The following is a 17,569-nucleotide window of genomic DNA, read 5'->3' as shown; positions in this document are numbered from 1 at the left end:
CCGGAGATTAGTTCAAGAACTTCACAAGTGGTTGGCGGTCCAGAAGACCACTCTCAAGGTATGACGCCGGAGTCCGGGGGAGTAAGAGGCACTCTTCGCAGTAGTGCTGACAGTTATTACAATTCGCGATCTGTTCCAATTGATCCGTGAAGCCCTCTCGTAGGAACTCTCTGAGCCGCCATGCTACACCGGTCCCTCCCTCACGGCCGTCTGTCACAGTGAGCTGAAGCGTGTCATCGACTAGGTTTACCATCACATCGAAATCTGCAAGATCGAATTGTCCCTGAATCGCGATTGCCCGCTTGCAGGCTTGTTGGAGGCTAACCAGAAATTGTGGCCAACGGACGGTATCGGATCCAAAGGCTGCTGCGACCTCACTCATCGGGAACTCGATACGAATTCCACTGGTAGTATACTGCGTTCCGATTGGTGCATATGAAGGCGCATCTTCACTCATCGAGTGGATTTCTGCCTCGCTCTGGAGAATTTTGGCGCCATCACTGCTGGGATGGAACCGTTCATACGCATATACGAAGTTAGTAATTTCGAAGGACCCAGTTAGTAATGTACTGTCGACTCCAAGGACACTGCCTCCGGTTTTTGTGGCATCCCTTGTCTCGAGATACTCTGCACGGCTCGTCTGGAGCGGACTGGTGGTCCAGTTGCGCTCGCCGCCCTTTGCCTCACGGCACTGAATCGACTCGATTTTGTGTACCGTCGTCTCCTCAAGCGGAGTTCCACAGTGAGGGCACTCGCTTTCGCTAGTAGAATAGCTCTGAAACGGCCACTCACACTCGTCGTTTGCACAGATGTTCGTAGTAGTGAGTACACGGCCTCCTGTCGCATCGTTCACGAGGTAGTCAGTCCCACTGAGCGTGAACAACGCCCCGGGCTCGTTTCGAGGCCCAGGAAACATATCGTAGAGCCGCCCTTCACTTTCAAATGAAACCCCATCGCGATATCCTTCGATTTCAACCGGGAAGTCCTGTCCAAAGTTTCGGTAGGAGGCGAGGTATCCAAGTTGGTCAAGCCAGAGGTTGAGTCGTCCTGCTTCGTCATCGATAGTGTCACCGTCGACAGTCTCGTCTGTGTCTCGAAGAGGTCCATAAACGTCTTTCACACGGTGCAGTAGGTTCAAAGAACCAGGCTGTAGGAATACGGCTTCGAACGCTTCCAGTCCCGGCTGGCCGAACACCTCCTCGATGTGGTCTCGAAGACGTTCCTCCCATTCACCAGTGACAAGTTCAACTAATTCGGTCAGGTTGTCCTCTATCGCGTCAACAGCTTCAGCAGCGGTGAAGTCCGAGTTTGCCAGCTCATACCGCCTCTCGAAAACGTTTGATTGGTGTGGGTTGTGGGCGAGGTATGTGAATACTTCGACAACGACATGGGCAGCGACAATGTGCGTGAACTCAGTGGCCTCAGGAACTCGGACGGGGTCGAACTCATCGAAGAAGCGGTTCGTAAGATCCTCGTAGTAGTGAGCATCGACTGGATGCTGACCGCGGATAACAGTGGTTACGAGTGATGAACTTCCTTGGCTCCGGCCAGTACGACCAGCACGCTGAACGTAGTTTGTAAGTGTCGGCGGCATTCCGACTTGTGCGACGGTTTCGAGCGTCCCGATATCGACTCCCAGCTCCATCGTCGGAGTTGAGCTGACAATATTAATTGTTGGGTCGTCCTTACGGAAGCCTTCCTCTATTGCGCCCCTGAGTGTGGCGGGGATGTTCCCCTTATGAATTCCGACGGTGACGAACGGGAGGTCGTCCTCAAGATCAGTTCGGTTCAAGGGCCGCATGATATCGTGGGCCCAGTGGTCAAGTGCGTAGTCCGTCGAATCGTCGACGGGCGCGACGCCGTCTCCAGTGTACTCGCCATCGTCACCCACTGAAAAACGGTCGTAAACGGAGAGAGTGGACCCACAATTAGGACATTCATCGAGACACTTTCTATCACTCGTCGCAGGGAGTGTGCGGTAGCAGTCTCTGCAGAATCCAATAGATGGAATCAGACGAAGCGGAGCGTTGTCTCGCTTGTACTTGTGAACTATGAGCCCGCTCTCAATGAGATCCAACCCAACGATTTCTTGGAATTTATCTCCCTGCTCAATCAGATATTCACGTATCGCAGATGCCTGTTCATCGGTATCTGCCTGCGAGTTGACCCGCGAACGGACCGTATCGAAGTCCTCCTCATGAATGATACCCGCCTCGTGCAGTGCTTGGAGAAATTTATTGACCGTAGGCTCAACATCGTCGACGCTGGTTCCGATGTCGTCAGCGATTCTCTCGTATACCTTGTCGACAGTCAAACAGTAGAGGGTGATTCCGTCCTTACTGAACTTTACATAGTCATCACCGGCCAATCGGGTGTACAGCGCGTGACCGATAGCGAGCTCGAACGCCGTCGACGCTTCTTCATAGACAACGTCCGAAGTGACGATAGCAGACTTCAACAGATGATCTGTGTTGTAGAGGTTAGCTTGGTCTGAAATTCGGTTCCGGGTTCTGACGACCATGTCGTAAGCCGCTCCGGTGTGATTGAGATTTGGGTCGCGAAATGGTTCGAAATATTCCTTCAGGAGTTGCTTAGAGACTGTCGTGTGTAGCTCGTCTAGTTGAGCCACCCCTCCCCGCTCAAGAAGTGCTTTTACGTAGAGCGTCTCCGCCATGAGTCCGTACTCGGTTGTCTGTATTCTCTTCGCGACGCTTTCAGCAGCAGAGTGAGAGTCAGAAAAGACGAGAGTCTTGCTCGACGGCGTTTCTTTCACCATCTCGGACAGCATGTACGACAGAAGTGACGACGTTGGCACACCGATATCCGAACCACGGATTTTTGAACTACAGTCAGGACATCGAGTCACTGGCGTCTCCTTTGAGAGTGGAATATAGGTGCCCCCATCGTCTTCGTCATTAGCGTTCGAGAAACTAAACGGATGGTGACAACTTCGACAAAACCGGATTTCTACGGCTACACAATCGCAGACAACACACTTGTCGGAGGCAGAGAGGCGGTTACAGGATCGACACTGGTAGATCGCTCTTGGCGGTTTTACGAAGGCATGATGGCGGTCGGTAACCATTCCAGCTAATCTTCCGAGTGCCAGGATAGTCTCAAGCGAAGGACTCTCGCCTTCGCCACTTTGCTCTAAAAGGTAGTTCTCGACATCGTCTAAATGTCTGAACCCTACTGGACCAATAGTCCCACCCCGGAACCAATCAATGAGCAGTGGGAGCTCTGGAACCGTGGTTGTGAGATAGTCTCTCCACTGTGAATCGGTCTGTGCGTCGTCAAGCAGGTTGCGAGCGACCCGTTCACGACCTCGACGAGTTGAGAAACACTCCTCAGGGGTAGTAACACCATCAGTGGACAAAACACTCTGTATCGCTCTTCTGGTCGCTGACTGTAGCCATTCGCCGTTCTGAAGGTCAAAGCCTATCTGTGGGGCTGTTGAGACGGTGCCGATCGTCTCGAGAGCAGTTACTGCATTTGTTACACTCTCTGGGGGGTCAACTTGGCCTGTAGCCCCGTCAGCCGCGAGCTGCACATACACAAGCGCACCAGCAATTGCAGATACGTCGCATTGTGGGAACGCTCTGAACCTCTGAGAACTATCAGGGATATCGAAGTGAGCAGGCGTAAAGTCAGTTGCTACGACTTCGTCAGTGTCCGTGAGTGATTGTGCAAGTTGTTCGGGGTTCTTCAGGGTCGCCGAGACTAGCGATATCTGAGGATTTGAGGTATCGAAAAAGTGTTTCAGCCGCTGGTTTAACAGATTAATTCCTGCCCCCATGATGCCGCTCCAAACGTGCGCTTCGTCGTAAACGATGTGCTGGAGTGGAGCCTCTCCTCGATTAGCCCCCAGAATGGAGCGACTGTCCTTGTTGTTGCTGACCATGAGGTGGTCAATCGCTTCGGGGTTCGTTAGGAGAATGTCCACTCCGTCCTCAATTCGATTGCGCGTGACCTTGAGCCACGGAAATGAGCGACTTCCATTGACAGGGACACCGTCTTCATCGACTTGGAGCTTGTTTCCACTATATGGGTCTTCTAGCCCCCGAACGTACGCGCCGCTTTCGAGCTCAAAACTACGAGTCCCGATTCCTCGGGGTGTGTCAGAATCCCAGATACCAACGCTCACTTCGTCTTCCTCCGAGCGGTTCTTGTTGATTGTATTTACGTAGGAGACGATACGGTTGAGCTGGTCGACAGCCAGTGTCTTCGTCGGATAGACGATGAGTGATTTGAGTCCGTCTGCGTCGGTTGAAACGCACGAGTCCAAAACCGGAATGAGGAAAGATTCCGTTTTACCAGTAGCTGTTGGAACAGTTAGAATATTCGTTCCAACACCAGACTCGATAGACTCGATCATCTCTGCTTGGTGTCGATACAATTTGCCAGAGCCGTCACCACTGAATAACACCTGCGTCAGGGCATCGATTACAGAGGAACGAACACCGAGGTCGTCCAACCGGTCCTGCGCGGAAACTGAATCCTTCGCTGGTGGTTCGACGAACTCAAGATACGGACCTTTAGTTTGAATCAGATCCCCCTCAAGAAATTCATCGAGATTTGGAGCGGTCGTATGCTGTCGGAGCTTCGTTAGCCGTCGATTCCACCACGTAATCTCCGAAGCCCGCTCTCGCGCTGCTCCCAATACGTCGCGAGGTACATGCATTCCTTACCATGTGAGAACTCAGTAGGGTGCATTAAAAGTAAGTAAAGAAACACGCCGGAACGTTTAGGGATACGCTGGATAAACCACAGAAGCATCTCACTTACAAATGCGATTTATCGATCATAATACAGACCCAGAGCGCTTTGACAGTAGTGTCGCCCCGCTCATCCAAGGACTTCTACAGAACACCCAAATCTATCAGGAAGGGTCTGAGCCACGCCTGATGACCCAGGCGCTCAAACACGAGAGTCGTCTCCAGAACCGACGTGACCCGAGCCCCTACACTGGAGACAGCGATTTTATTGAACAAATTTTGCAGATTTTTGACTTCGATACGCCACTTGAGTTTCAGACCCAAAGCTGGGAGCTAATCGAAGAGTTTGATAGACGACGACGCGAGAAAGATACGCCCTACGGTGGAGTTTTTGCTGCCCCCACTGGCTTCGGAAAAACCGAGGCGTTCCTCGGTGCATTATATCAGCTTCTCGCCGCTGATGTCCAAGAGTCTGCTGCCCTCGTTTACCCGCGAACTGCGCTTCTACAGGATCAGTTGGGTCGAATCCTCAAGCACATCCACCAGATGGACACGGACTTGAGCGTTGGAATATACATCGGAAGTCGCAATCAGCCGTTCCATATCGAGAGCGTCTCTCCACCAAGCCAAGTGTTCGACTCCAATGGCCGGTTCAAATTGACGAACTGTTGGTGTGGCGAAGAGGAAGAGCACGGGTTCTACTTCGAAGGAGGGAGTAACGAGTATCAGGTTGTTTGTGAAAACAACAGAGACCACCAATTCTCACACAATGAACTCATTCTTTCGAAAAAAGAGATCGCTCACAACGGCCAGCAACCTGATATTCTCCTGACGACGCTCGAATCACTGGAATTGTTCGGACTGAAGCCGAATTACGACATCATCGATAAAATCGATACGGTTGTCTTCGACGAGATTCATATGTATACGGGTCTGCGCGGAGCACATGCAGCCCGTATTATCGAGAACATCAACGCAGTAACTGACCAACCACTGTTATGGCTGGGAGCAAGTGCGACAATCGACAATCCAGAGCGGTTCGCGAAGAAACTGTTTGACTTGCCACCGAACCGGATTCGAGCAATCGAGCCGCCGAAATCAGACTTCGATGAGGAACACAACGACCGCGAGCACTTCTACTTCCTCACCACGTTCGACGAGGGACCAACAGTTTCGGCATTGATGCTTCAGCAGACGATGCTGTTGGGCCACTCAGTGCTCGGCGGAGACGCGGACGACCGGTCGAAAGCGCTCTCGTTCATCGACAGTAAAAGTCAGGTGAATCAAAAATTTGACCAACTACAGGACGCCGAGCGAACGAAAGAGCTCTGGCAGCTTCACCGGGAGGGAGACGGCTACGAGAACTGGGAGCGTGTCGCGAGAGAACTTCATGAGGACCATGCGGACCCGTTCTGGGAAGAGAATCTAGAGTTCCTCCCAGTATCTGCTGATCACGGATTCAATGCTGAAGCCTCCGCTGCAGCGGACATAATGCTCACAACCTCGTTCTTAGAGGTTGGAATCGACGTTGGCACAATCGAGGTTGTAACGCAATACAGAACCCCCCGAGAGCTATCTTCGTTCATCCAACGAAGCGGTCGAGCCGCCCGGAAGAAAGGAATGGACTCGCACATTCTTGTCTTCCTTTCAACGTTGACCAGCGACGCCAACATGTTCTACCGTGCTGATCGATTCCTGGATTCTGAATTGCGGACCCCACTACGACCGGAAAACAAGGTGGTTAAATGGGTTCACAGAAGTCTGCAAGAATTCTACAAATCAGTTCGCAAACTGAGACGACATAAACGACGCTACAACACCCAGCGTGATCAAGAGCAGGCGTTCTTCAAACAGTACCTCGGTGAAGCCCTTGGGTTCGAGTCGATGGTAGAATTCCTGTTGGACCCATCGGCAGCCGTCGGTGACCGGTTCGATGCAGAATTTCCCTCTACATCGCTTCAAGCCTACGACCCAATCGAAGATTGCGACGATGCATTAGACGCGGCCCTGAGTTCACTAAGGGAAGAGTTCAAAGAAGTTGAAAACTTCATTTCCTATGAAGGTGAAAGCCCCGGATTGGGATCCACAGGCGTTCAGGCGTACATCGGTGAGGTTCAGGATGCAATCCTTAGCTTCATCGAGAAGTGCGAGTCAGAAGTCGAAGCTTCCGCCGAGCAGCACAGCAGTCACCCGATGGAAGGCGAGCTTCTCGAACAGCTGGACGACAAGCGAAAGGAGGTTCTTTCGCAACCTGCCGAAAATCTTGAAGCACGCATAGAGACGTTCAGTTCGATCATTGCTGACTTCGGCAGTATCATTGGACAGATAAAGCGGTTAGATGGGAGTACGATTGGGTACGGCGACTTGGGAGAGATTGAGAACGTGGTCCAACAGCTTGAACCGCTAATCAACGACGACCGCTTCGAAGAGAATCAAGCGCGTCGTCGAGAAATTCGGCACCTGAAGCAGTTCTTGGAGGAGCTCCGAGCGTTCTACGATTTCGATGAAAAGCAACAACGGAATACAAATCGGCCATACGAGAGTGTCCATTACGTCAAGTCACTCCTCAGAAGTGCCTACTACTTCGACCGGTACAAGCAGGTTGAAGACGACGGGATAGGTGCAGAGGTTTGGTACGTTCCTCCAAATTACTTCAACAGTAGTGGCCAGTACGTGTCTGTAACAGCTCCCGGCCAGCCTTCACGCGAAGAATCTATTGACTCGATCGTTCACAGCTATGCTCCCCTACGGTCAGAGTACAAACAGTCAGGTCAAATCCACCTGTTCCATCCGCGAACACGCGTCGAGGACGGAGATGTTGTTTTCGACTTCAGTGATGTGCCAGGTGATGAGGAGGAGGGAATCAAAATTCCGAGTGAAATCCCCCTTTCTGCGTTCCAAGATCAGAGCGACGACGCGAAAGACGTCGTCCAGTACTGTCCCGTGTGCTACCAAATTCTTGAGAGAGGGAATTGTTCGAGCCACGGAGACAGTGCCCATGGCAAAATACACTCAGACCCGCAGGTATCGACGGACGTAGAAACAGTGGACTCCGACGGAGAGTACGAGCGGCTTTCACTCGGCACCTTAGATGGGACTGTAACACTCGAAGGCGTTTCTCTAGATATCACTCCGGCACGATATACGGAGGATGGAATACTCTTTACTGGGGAGGAGAAGATACGTACAGAGATTTCGAGCCCCACAACGCCGCTCGGCTTTTCGTTAACCACGCGTGGGCTCACGATCGATATCAGCGAGTTCATCCAGGAGATTACGCAAAACGACAGTCTCCGAGGTCGAGTCAGTCGCTACAAGAACCTCGGCCGAACCAGCGTGGAGGAGTTGGGCTATCACACTGCAGCGCACTTCTTCCTACAGTTAGTCGCCGACATCAGCGGAGTCGATACGACGATGCTGTTCTATGGAGTCGACGAAGGTGCTGGTGAGGTGTACGTGTTCGAACGAACCGAAGGTGGGCAGGGACTGACTGACCTGGTATTCGACGAACTCGAAATCGACCCCGGGAACGTGCTCGAATCGATGACCCGAATCGGGTATAACACTCAAGTCATCAATGAGCGACTATGGGCGGACAGGTCGTTCGCCACTGATGTTGCATCTACAGACCGGAGCGAGCAGGCCGTTCAGGAGGTCGTCGACGAACACCTGAGTCCAGAGGTACCCTACGACGACATCCGAGAACGAGTCGCACAAGAGGTAGTCCTAACCGCTGACCGAGCATATCGGCTCGCCCAAGAGGAAGGCGTGGAATTTGAAGATACATGTGAAGTCAAGCACACGATTGCTGACGCACAAATCGACGGTGAAACTGACTTCCCAGCGGAGGCAGTAGGCGACTTAGAACCAGGAATTGAAAATATCGATCGTGCCCGTACCCGGTTCTTCTCACCCGACATCGATGGCTGTGTCGAGAACCTGCACATCTCTGAGTGTATTTCCGGTCACAACCAGGAGGATGCCCTGAGCTATGTTTTGCTCGAAGTCCTCCGGGACCACTTCCTCACTCGTGTACCAGCAACAGAAGCAGGAGAGATGATGTTTGACAACGAGATAATTTCAGCAGCAGAGGTGAACGATGAGAGCATTTTCCTTAGATTCTGATGCCCTCAGCTACTTTCTGGGCTTCACGCTTCTCCACTACGACCGCCCGGCGATCGTTTCCGCGTGGTTGAGCGACGTCGAAGTGAAACTGCCGGTGAACAATCGTTTTGACGAGCGCCAGTACCGACTGTCAGAGCTTATCCCAATGCTCGATACCAAACCGACGGTAGTAGTCAACAGTACTGAATCGCACAACGACTACATCGTATCTCGGTTGAAGAACCACGCCGAAGTCATCGGTGTAGACGACCTTCATGCGAAAGCAATTATCTCGGATGAAGCGCTTTACGCAGGGTCAGCCAATATCACACAACGTGGGTTCGGCGTCAACCGAGAGCTGTGTAAAATCGTAGAGAACGAGCACGGTTCTACGACGGAGTATCTGAAGAAGGAACTCGGTATCGCACGACAATAACAATCGTGGGACTCACCTCTTTTGAAGCTTAGAAAGCCGGGTTGTCTGAGTGACTGTTCTGTACTTCTACGAGATTCACTCGGGGTTCAAAAGTGCCGATGAGACGTTACAAACTGTTGTTTCAAATGGTTGTTTCAAACGTTTTCGTAGAGTTTGAGCACCCTCAAGTGCCAAATTTCTGCGCTTCACCGAAGTCGTAGAATCCCAGCTAAGGCGATTACAAATAGTTGTTTCAAATGTTTGCTTCAAACACATGCTTCAATTGTGGGGAGCAATTGCATGGTGCATTTGGTTTGATTGGCAAAAACTTATAATCGAAGTATGTAATTGTATGACCATGCTCTCGTACGCGGTATACAGTGAGGCAGGGGGCGTTGGGAAGACGACGCTCACCGCAAATCTAGCGGTTGCCCATGCTCGAGCTGGACTTAATGTATTGGCAATACCACTCGACCCTCAGGACGGTGACCTAAGCTATCTGTTCGACGTAGACCACGACCGCTCTGACAGCGAAGTCGATACGCTCGTCCACCACCTAGTGGGGCGAGCGAAAGGCGACTTCGGAGGTCTCATTAAAACGGTTGAACACGGCATCGACATCATTCCCGAACACAACCGTCTTGAAGATCTTGGTGAAGCACTCAGAAAAGAGAAGGAAGCACGAGGGGACTTTGGTGAGTCATTCCCGATGTGGACTCAACTCCAGCGTGTTCTGCGTGAATCCGATGTCCACAAACGGTACGACGTCTTGCTCGTCGACCCTCCTGCAAGTTCTGGACCACACCTCTACAACGCACTCGATGCGACGCGGAATCTTGTAATTCCAGTCGAACCCTCAGGGAAAGGGCAAGCCTCAGTTAGCGGACTCGACGACCTCGTCACAAACTTAGAAAAGCAACTCGATATCAACATCGGTGTTCTCGCTGCAGTCCCGAATCAATTCAAGGGCACCCGAGACCAAGAAGAGATCATCACGGAGGTAAGAGACCAAGGGTTCGATGTCCCCGTCGTTCTTCGCGATAGAACTTCTCTGTTGGAAGGCTGCTGGCGCCAGAGGTGTAGTGCTTTCACGTACGTGCGTGACCATCGCGAAAGGCAACGCGACTATGAGCTGGAAACGTTGGCTCAGTTCGACGAGCTAGCGCGATTCTTGGAACAACAAGGAAACATCGAAGCACCGAGTCCCCCCGAACCAGGAAGCCTCGATGATGATTTGGAGGTTAGTGCATGACTGGTCTGAAGTCTGGGTCTGGTGACGACCTATGGGGAGATGAATCAGAAGAACCTGATGAGGACTCGGATGTAGAAGACGAACCTGCCTCCGATAGCACTTCAAATGAACAAACTGAGTCAGATTCATCCTCAGCAACGACCAGTCAGGAATCTTCTTCTGACTCTGGTTCGGCCACGTCCTCCGCCTCGTCGCCAGTTCAGCCGTACATTGTCCGTCGTGCAGTCCAAGATAAGTCAGTTCAGTTCGAGCGCGACGAGCGCCTGACGTTTTTTGTTCACGACGATGTTGCTGACGGAGAGCGAGATCTGCTCATGGAACTGGAGTCGAAGCTTGGTCGAGACCTTCCAAAGTTCGACGTTCGAGAGGCTGTGTATCGCGCAGCATTGAAGAACCGTGAAGACGTCCTCAAGGAACTCTTAGAGATGGGGTACGCATTAGACGAAGGGTGAACCCCAATCAGCCAATTTGGAAAAGACATTACAATCAGATATTACAAACGTGTGTTACAAGCGTTCGTTACAAATTGGAAGGAGCGGTTTAGCTTTTTAGCACCCTCAAACCTGAAGGTTCAAAGACAACGTTAGATTGGTGGTTCAATCGCTAAAACAAAGCCATTTCAATTCGCGTCTGATAGTGGGCGTCAATAGATGCCGGAGTTTACCGTCAAGTTGGACGAGGAAGGTGAGTTCGGTCGGCTCGGTACATTAGATGTTCCTCACGGGCCGGTAGAGACTCCCGCACTGTTCCCCGTCGTCAATATCATAGGCGGCTCCACGCCACAGTCTGGCGCTGCGTGGCGACATTTCCGCGACAATCTTCTCGATAAAGACCACGTGCAAGGAGTGATGTTCCAAGCGATGAGTTTCTTGGACTACGGTGTGACAGCGAACACCCTGGGTAGGTGGCGGAAGGAAACCTTCCGTGAAAAGCTCAAAGAGGACTTCGTTGACATTCAGTGTCCGATCTTCATTGACTCGGGGGGATTCAGCCTGATGAATTCGGATACATTTGGTGAACCGCCATCAGAGGGCGGCAACGAGAACGAGTGGGGGCTGTACACGAACCCGGATAGTATTCTAAAGCTACAGACAGATTTTGGCGGGGATATCATCGCCACGCTAGATTATCCAATTCCACCGAAGCTCCGAGAGACCGAAAAAACGGACCGGATGCAACGGAGCATCGAAAGTGCAGTTCGATGTCTCCAACTGCTTGAAGACCCGGACCAGATTGAGGTTCGTAACGACGAAGATGAAGCGAGCATCGAGCGGCTCAAAGAGAGCAAGGAGAACGGCGATGAACCGGGTGTGTTCATCGCGATCCACGGCCACGACTACGAAACGATCAGCTGGTACGTCCGTAACTTCCTCGACCGGATTCAAGAGGAGGAAGTGACGCAACACTTTGATGGCTTCGCGATAGGCTCACTCGTCCCTCTGCGTAGTCGAACGAAGCTGCTCGTAGATATCGTTCAGGGTGGGAAAGACGCAATTCCAGCCCACTTGGAAGATGAGGTTGCGCTTCACATCTTCGGCGTTGGAGGAAAACAGGTATCTTTACTATCACTTCTCGGAGCTGATTCCTTTGACTGTTCGACGCACATGCAGACAGCGAGGTACAAGAAATTCGTCATCCCGGGCACGTGGGAGCACGTGAATCTGGACGAGATTGACCCATACCTCGAGGACGGACGTTTCCCATGTAATCTGGAACACTGCACGCTTCATGACCACCCTGAGTGGGACCCAATCTCGTTACGTGACAGACTGAATATGGAGCCCACATACGGGGCGGGTCCGACAAAAACAGAAGCATACGGGTTGTTAGCACGCCACAATTTCGAGGTATATAACGACGAAATGCGGCGAGTCCGTGAGAAGATTCAGAAGGGGGAGTTGCTGGATTATATCATTGAGTTCGCTAGAAAACACGAGCAAGTGAAGCAGGGGCTGAAATATGCTCAGATACGAGATACTGAACTTCAAGAGCGACTCCGGGAACGGAAGGCGTACGACTTGATTGTCGGGCCAGATATCGCGACAGACCAGTCGAAGCTTACTGAGTTTGGGATAGAAATCGAGCAACCAAATCGGCAGCGACGTATTTCTCTCGAGCATACACCGAACAGCTTCAATATCCTCAGTCAGCGATACGCACCCCCAGAAGACAAGAGAATACTGCTGATTATCCCTTGTAGCAAGCGAAAGCCGTACGGCGAATCACGGACCCATCGAGTAATCATCGAACGGCTGAGAGAGAAACGTGAGGAAGTCCACAAGGTAACTGTCTCCGGCATGTATGGTCCTGTTCCAGAGGAGAAAGAGACTGTAGACGAGGTGATGGAATACGAGTACGTACTGAACGAACAAGATTTAGACCAGATCAGGTTAGTCCGTGATCGACTGGTGTCGTATCTGCAGGAGCACGGAGACTCATACGACGAGATTATCGGCTATGCGGCGAGCAGTACGTATCGTCGAGTGATTACAGAAGCAATCAATTCGTATGGGCGCGGAGTTGTTTTCCCGCAGGACCCAGAAGCACTGCGGCTAACTGAGCATTTCCGACGGGAAAACATCAAGGAGCTAATGGAATATCTCGAAATTCCTACTGACGATATGGACCTGTAGTAGCTCTACCCCCCTATATCGGGATAAGCCCTCTGACTGATGCACTATTCAATACCCCCAAAGTTAAGGCCTCCGTAGTCAAAGAGAATTTCATGCAAACTTTATTGGTACAGTCCTGCTCAAAGTCGAAGATTGAGCCCTCTGAGCCGGTTCCTGCGTTTGAGTTGTACTCCGGATATTTCTACAAAATTATAAAAAAGGCCAAGAAAGAAGGAGAGTTCAATCGTTCAGTTGACATTCTAATTCTATCCGCCGAGCATGGAATCCTGAATCCGTCGACGGAAATCGAGCACTACGACAGAAAAATGGATGCCTCAAGGGCAGAAGAGTTGCGTCCAGAAGTTGTGGCTGACCTCACTCGGGAAATCGAATCAGGGGATTATGACGAAGTAATCTTAAACATGGGACAGCAGTACCACAACGCACTCTCTGGATTAGAGGAGAACGTCTCAGTCAAAGTTGAGTCATTTACTGGTCGGCTCGGAGAACGTGGGAGTCAACTCAAGCAGTATATCAGAACTCCACTTTCAGCGGCAGGACAGACGGTGAAGAACTGATGAGTTTCGGGTCAACACTAGCGAAGGCGACCGATTTTTCTGTTACCGCAACGGCAGGTGACGCCCGGGCTTGTCGTCTCACAGTCAATGGGATGACGATGGAGACCCCCAGCCTCTTCCCTGTCATCAATTTCTATGGTGGCGGCCGAAAAGGGAGTCTCTTCGGTGGAAGCACTCATCGGACAGTCAAGGAGTTAATCAATGGAGACGACCGCGTAGACGGCGTCGACTGTAGCTCGTTTTTTGAAGGAGCAATGATGTCAGTCGGCTCATTGACCGACTACGGTATCAGGCGGGACTTGCTCGATGAGTATTTGGCTGATCCAGTCAAGAGCCGACCGGAATTTGAGGGATTCGACGGGATGCTCTTTACTGATTCTGGCGGATACAAAAACCTCACACAGGGAGGTCTCGACGGAAGTGACTTCGAGATAGAATTGAATCAGCAGACGGTGTTCGAGATGCAAAAAGCGCTTGGCGGAGAGATTCTCGTCAATTTAGACCTTCCAATCCAGCCAGACGATAGCTTCGATGAACGGGTTCAGAAGGCCCGACAGACGGCAGAGAACGCTATCGAATTCCTCAGGGTTTCTAAAGACTATCCTGCTGCACGCTTCCTCACAGTCCAGGGATACAACTACTCGATGATAGACACGTTCTTCGATGAACTCCAGGCTGTGTTCGGAAATATGGAGATCTCAAAGTACTTCGATGGAATCGCTCTCGGAGGGTTAGTCCCGAAGAAGGACAATAAGGGGGTACTCATCGACGCAGTTCAGGGCTGTCGTCAAGTCATGAACGAACGGGGACTGAGTGGGCTTCCACTTCACGTACTTGGGATTTCAAGAAGCTCTATCCCTATCCTCGCCGCCGTTGGTGCTGATACGTTTGACTCCTCCTCGTATATTCAGGCAGCAATCAACGGGAAGTACTACCGTTCGCTTTTCGATACTGTACGCGTGGACGAAGTGGATTTGAGCAAATGCGACTGTCCAGTCTGTTCCTCAGAAGAGCTTCGTTCACGGATGCGCGGGAACGCTGAGTATCGTAAGGATAAGATGGGCCCAGTAGCTGTTCATAATCAGTACGTACAGATGCAGGAACTAGAAAAGATTCGAAATTGCATCCGTGACGGCGGGAAAGCTGGACTCGTCGAATATATTGATAATACGGTCGGTCGTAATCGGTCGACTCGCCGATTTGCACATCGAGTGGTGAACGAGTCACTTGGAGGGTATTTCTAATGAAGCAACTACCGAAAGTCAACGAAGTCAACGAGTTTCTTGAGATAGCAAGCGATTTCGAGGACCCATTAGAGCTGCTCCGTGAATCGCTCTCGAACTCCTTTGACGCACGAGCAGAGCGGGTAGACATCACGATCAGGTCTCATTCCAACGGGTCAGATATCATCATAGAGGACGATGGGGAAGGGATGGACCATGGGAATCTCGAGTCCTTCTTCGACCTCGGCAATTCGAAGAAAACCGACTCAATCGGCTACAAAGGCCACGGGACGAAGATTTTCTACAAGAGTGACAAAATTGTCGTAAATACGACGAAAGATGGAACGACCCTCCACGCCACAATGGAGAAGCCGTGGGAGAAGCTCAATGACCGAACTCTTCCTGAGTATGAAGTTCGTGAATCCGACGCACCCCAGTCACGGTCTGGGACGTACATCAAAATCAGCGGGTTCAAATCAGGACACGGATTCAATCCAGGGTCTCTCACCTACCCCAAGATCCACAACTACCTGAAGTGGAAGACAATCGCAGGCTCCACTGCTCACTTCTTCGATGACGACTTCCACGAAATGGAGATCCACGTAAAACTGGATGAGGAAATCGACGACTCCCAAGAGAAGTTGACGACGACGAATAAGTTCACGTTCCCATCTCAGCAACTCCAACCAGGTAACGGGGATTTCCCCGCGAAACGGATGTGTAAACGGTACGGCCCGGAAGAACTTGAGATCGAACACGACGATGGGACGTCGACGGTTGAGGTCGTCGGGATGGCAGGCGGGAAAGACACGAGGAACGAACTCCCGACATTTGGCCGCCATTCTACTCAGTTCGGGATCTGGCTCGCCAAAGACCACATCAAAGTCGAAAGGCTCAACGAGGCGATTGCCCACGACAACGAGTTCATCCACTTCCTCTTCGTCGCAAACTGTCAAGATATAGAACTTTCTGCAAATCGAGAGAAGATTCGGAACAAGTCCAGCAGCGTCTATCAGGAACTCGAAGAAGAGCTTGGTCACTATCTCTCCAAGGTGACTCACGACCCCTGGTTTAAAGGCTATCTCAACGCGCGTAGAGAGGGAGAGATCGTTCGAAAGGCGTCCTCAGAATCCGCAAACGTCGTCGATAGGGTCAAGCGTATCGAAGGAGGTAGCTTCGAGCCAACGAACCAGGCGGAAATTCTATTCACCCTTCAACAGGCAGCAGCACAGAGTGAAGACCGTTCATTCGTCGTGGAGGACTTCCGGCCTGGGGATGATGTTACAGCAATCGTGCGCCGGGACGATACTCTCGAAGGTGCGGCTGTCTGGGAGAGCCTCTACGAACACTTCGATAACGAATCGCCACTGTCGCCAATCGACGTAGTTGTTTGCTGGGATTGGGGCGACAAGGACAGTCTTCGAGAGCTGGAACGAAGTGGATACCTCGGGACGAGTATTAGCTTCGACTTCGACAATAATTCACTTACATACAGTCGAGACGAGGAAGAAGGAACTTGCGATATTATTGTCGTAAGCGATATTCGGAGTGTTGACCAGCAGTCCATAGAACAGGTAGCGTCAACCTCGGCACTCGACTAATGATATAACGGCTATACTCTAACTTAGTCTTGTGATATAATCAGACAGGTATACTGTTCCTTAACCGTAGCCCGACGTTTCTTTGAAATTCGCCCGGATGATTTTATCACTTCGATCAGTCGGTTTAGGAAACAGCAGAAAGTGGCCCGTACAAACTTCGTTCTTGACTGTCGTCTCGAAGAGTTCGAGCTCGGTTTGGAGTTGGCCCTTCGACAGACACGTATATACCGATTCGAGAAATCTGGGGTTCAGAGGGGCAACGATATCGAATGAGTCTGTTCTTAAAACTTCTTGCCCTTCTTCAGAAAGCCCTTGTTTGAGATGCTCCTCAACTGGATACAAGATGATTTCATTGCCGCCCAGTGCAAGAAAGTCTTCGAACAACCACAGCTCATAACTGTCCTTAGTTTCAACAACGCTGTCAAATAGCGAGCAAGGGTTTGAAGAGAGTGTCTCAAAGACGAGTTTCACGACGAGAGCAAGAAGCGTAGTATCGTATTCTTCGACATCTGGAGGGTAACCAGGAGAGTACATATCAGCCCACGTTTCAATGTTAAGAATTGTGTCAGGGTCAAACGGTGTCCCTTCAAGTATTTAAGCTAGGAGTAGGTTGTACCCAGAAGTTCTAGGAGGAAGTGATTGATACAGCTCAAGAATCTGTTCCGACCGGACGAGGCGCTCCACAGGCTCGTGTTTGGCCAAACCGCATGCAAAGGCAACTCGCTGTTCTGGCGAGAGCTTTTCCAGCGACTCGTCATCAGCAGGCTGTAAATCGATATCAGTAGAGTCAGACGTATCGCCTTTTGTATAGAGAAGATTGAGTTCGTTAAGCGTGTAGTAGAGGTCCCAATCCACGAAAGTAGTACGCTTGGGCGTATTATCGTGGTCCAGGTTTGCACTCAGTAGAATATCTCTGCCAGTCGAGCGAACCTGAAGTGTGGACACTGGTTGCCCCGCACCGTAGTTTGGTATATTTATATACCATTCTCCGGGAGTTCCAGATCCCTTCTTCCGTTTCAATTTTGGCATATTTCCCACCTTCGTTCCATATTATTAATAGTTTGGGTGC

11 protein-coding genes are annotated in these 17,569 nt (G+C 51.2%); 8 read left to right on the top strand and 3 right to left on the bottom strand.

The genetic code is table 11. The features are described 5' to 3' along the window. Positions 1-7: 7 nt before the first annotated feature. Positions 8-4,681 (bottom strand): DEAD/DEAH box helicase, encoded by a 4,674-nt coding sequence (locus tag ACSC1P_RS21955; protein WP_435362362.1) that lies wholly within the window; start codon positions 4,679-4,681, stop codon positions 8-10. Positions 4,682-4,904: 223 nt separating this feature from the next. On the opposite strand from ACSC1P_RS21955, the gene ACSC1P_RS21950 reads away from it, so the two are divergent. The 8 genes from ACSC1P_RS21950 to ACSC1P_RS21915 all read left to right on the top strand — a co-directional run bounded on the left by ACSC1P_RS21950 (position 4,905) and on the right by ACSC1P_RS21915 (position 16,500). After that, positions 4,905-8,840, top strand: a complete 3,936-nt coding sequence (locus ACSC1P_RS21950; protein WP_435362361.1) for a DEAD/DEAH box helicase — start codon at positions 4,905-4,907, stop codon at positions 8,838-8,840. Next, the gene (locus ACSC1P_RS21945) at positions 8,815-9,255 is read left to right on the top strand and encodes a phospholipase D-like domain-containing protein (RefSeq protein WP_435362360.1); all 441 of its coding nucleotides are present in this window, start codon (positions 8,815-8,817) and stop codon (positions 9,253-9,255) included. The genes ACSC1P_RS21950 and ACSC1P_RS21945 overlap by 26 nt, the downstream gene beginning before the upstream one ends. 337 nt (positions 9,256-9,592) lie before the next feature. Then, positions 9,593-10,486: a ParA family protein gene (locus tag ACSC1P_RS21940; RefSeq protein WP_435362359.1), complete on the top strand. Its 894-nt coding sequence runs from the start codon at positions 9,593-9,595 to the stop codon at positions 10,484-10,486. Next, positions 10,483-10,938 (top strand): DUF7970 domain-containing protein, encoded by a 456-nt coding sequence (locus tag ACSC1P_RS21935; RefSeq protein ID WP_435362358.1) that lies wholly within the window; start codon positions 10,483-10,485, stop codon positions 10,936-10,938. Before ACSC1P_RS21940 ends, ACSC1P_RS21935 begins: the two co-directional genes overlap by 4 nt. Positions 10,939-11,136: 198 nt before the next feature. Next, on the top strand, positions 11,137-13,119 hold the full coding sequence (locus ACSC1P_RS21930; RefSeq protein WP_435362357.1) for a DUF5591 domain-containing protein: 1,983 nt from the start codon (positions 11,137-11,139) through the stop codon (positions 13,117-13,119). A 92-nt stretch (positions 13,120-13,211) separates the two neighbouring features. Further along, the gene (locus tag ACSC1P_RS21925; protein ID WP_435362356.1) at positions 13,212-13,676 is read left to right on the top strand and encodes a DUF6884 domain-containing protein; all 465 of its coding nucleotides are present in this window, start codon (positions 13,212-13,214) and stop codon (positions 13,674-13,676) included. Beyond that, the gene (locus ACSC1P_RS21920) at positions 13,676-14,920 is read left to right on the top strand and encodes a tRNA-guanine transglycosylase (RefSeq protein ID WP_435362355.1); all 1,245 of its coding nucleotides are present in this window, start codon (positions 13,676-13,678) and stop codon (positions 14,918-14,920) included. The genes ACSC1P_RS21925 and ACSC1P_RS21920 overlap by 1 nt, the downstream gene beginning before the upstream one ends. Further along, on the top strand, positions 14,920-16,500 hold the full coding sequence (locus ACSC1P_RS21915; RefSeq protein WP_435362354.1) for an ATP-binding protein: 1,581 nt from the start codon (positions 14,920-14,922) through the stop codon (positions 16,498-16,500). The genes ACSC1P_RS21920 and ACSC1P_RS21915 overlap by 1 nt, the downstream gene beginning before the upstream one ends. 60 nt (positions 16,501-16,560) lie before the next feature. On the opposite strand, the gene ACSC1P_RS21910 is transcribed toward ACSC1P_RS21915, so the two are convergent. Both ACSC1P_RS21910 and ACSC1P_RS21905 read right to left on the bottom strand, forming a co-directional pair. Then, complete coding sequence (locus ACSC1P_RS21910) at positions 16,561-17,034, bottom strand: hypothetical protein (protein ID WP_435362353.1); 474 nt, start codon at positions 17,032-17,034, stop codon at positions 16,561-16,563. Positions 17,035-17,094: 60 nt separating this feature from the next. Next, a complete protein-coding gene (locus ACSC1P_RS21905; RefSeq protein ID WP_435362352.1) occupies positions 17,095-17,529 on the bottom strand; it encodes a hypothetical protein in 435 nt (144 codons plus the stop codon). Positions 17,530-17,569: the final 40 nt, after the last annotated feature.

This window comes from Haloarchaeobius caseinilyticus, assembly GCF_051207395.1.
GTDB lineage: Archaea > Halobacteriota > Halobacteria > Halobacteriales > Natrialbaceae > Haloarchaeobius.
This window is presented reverse-complemented; position numbering and strand designations above follow the sequence as displayed.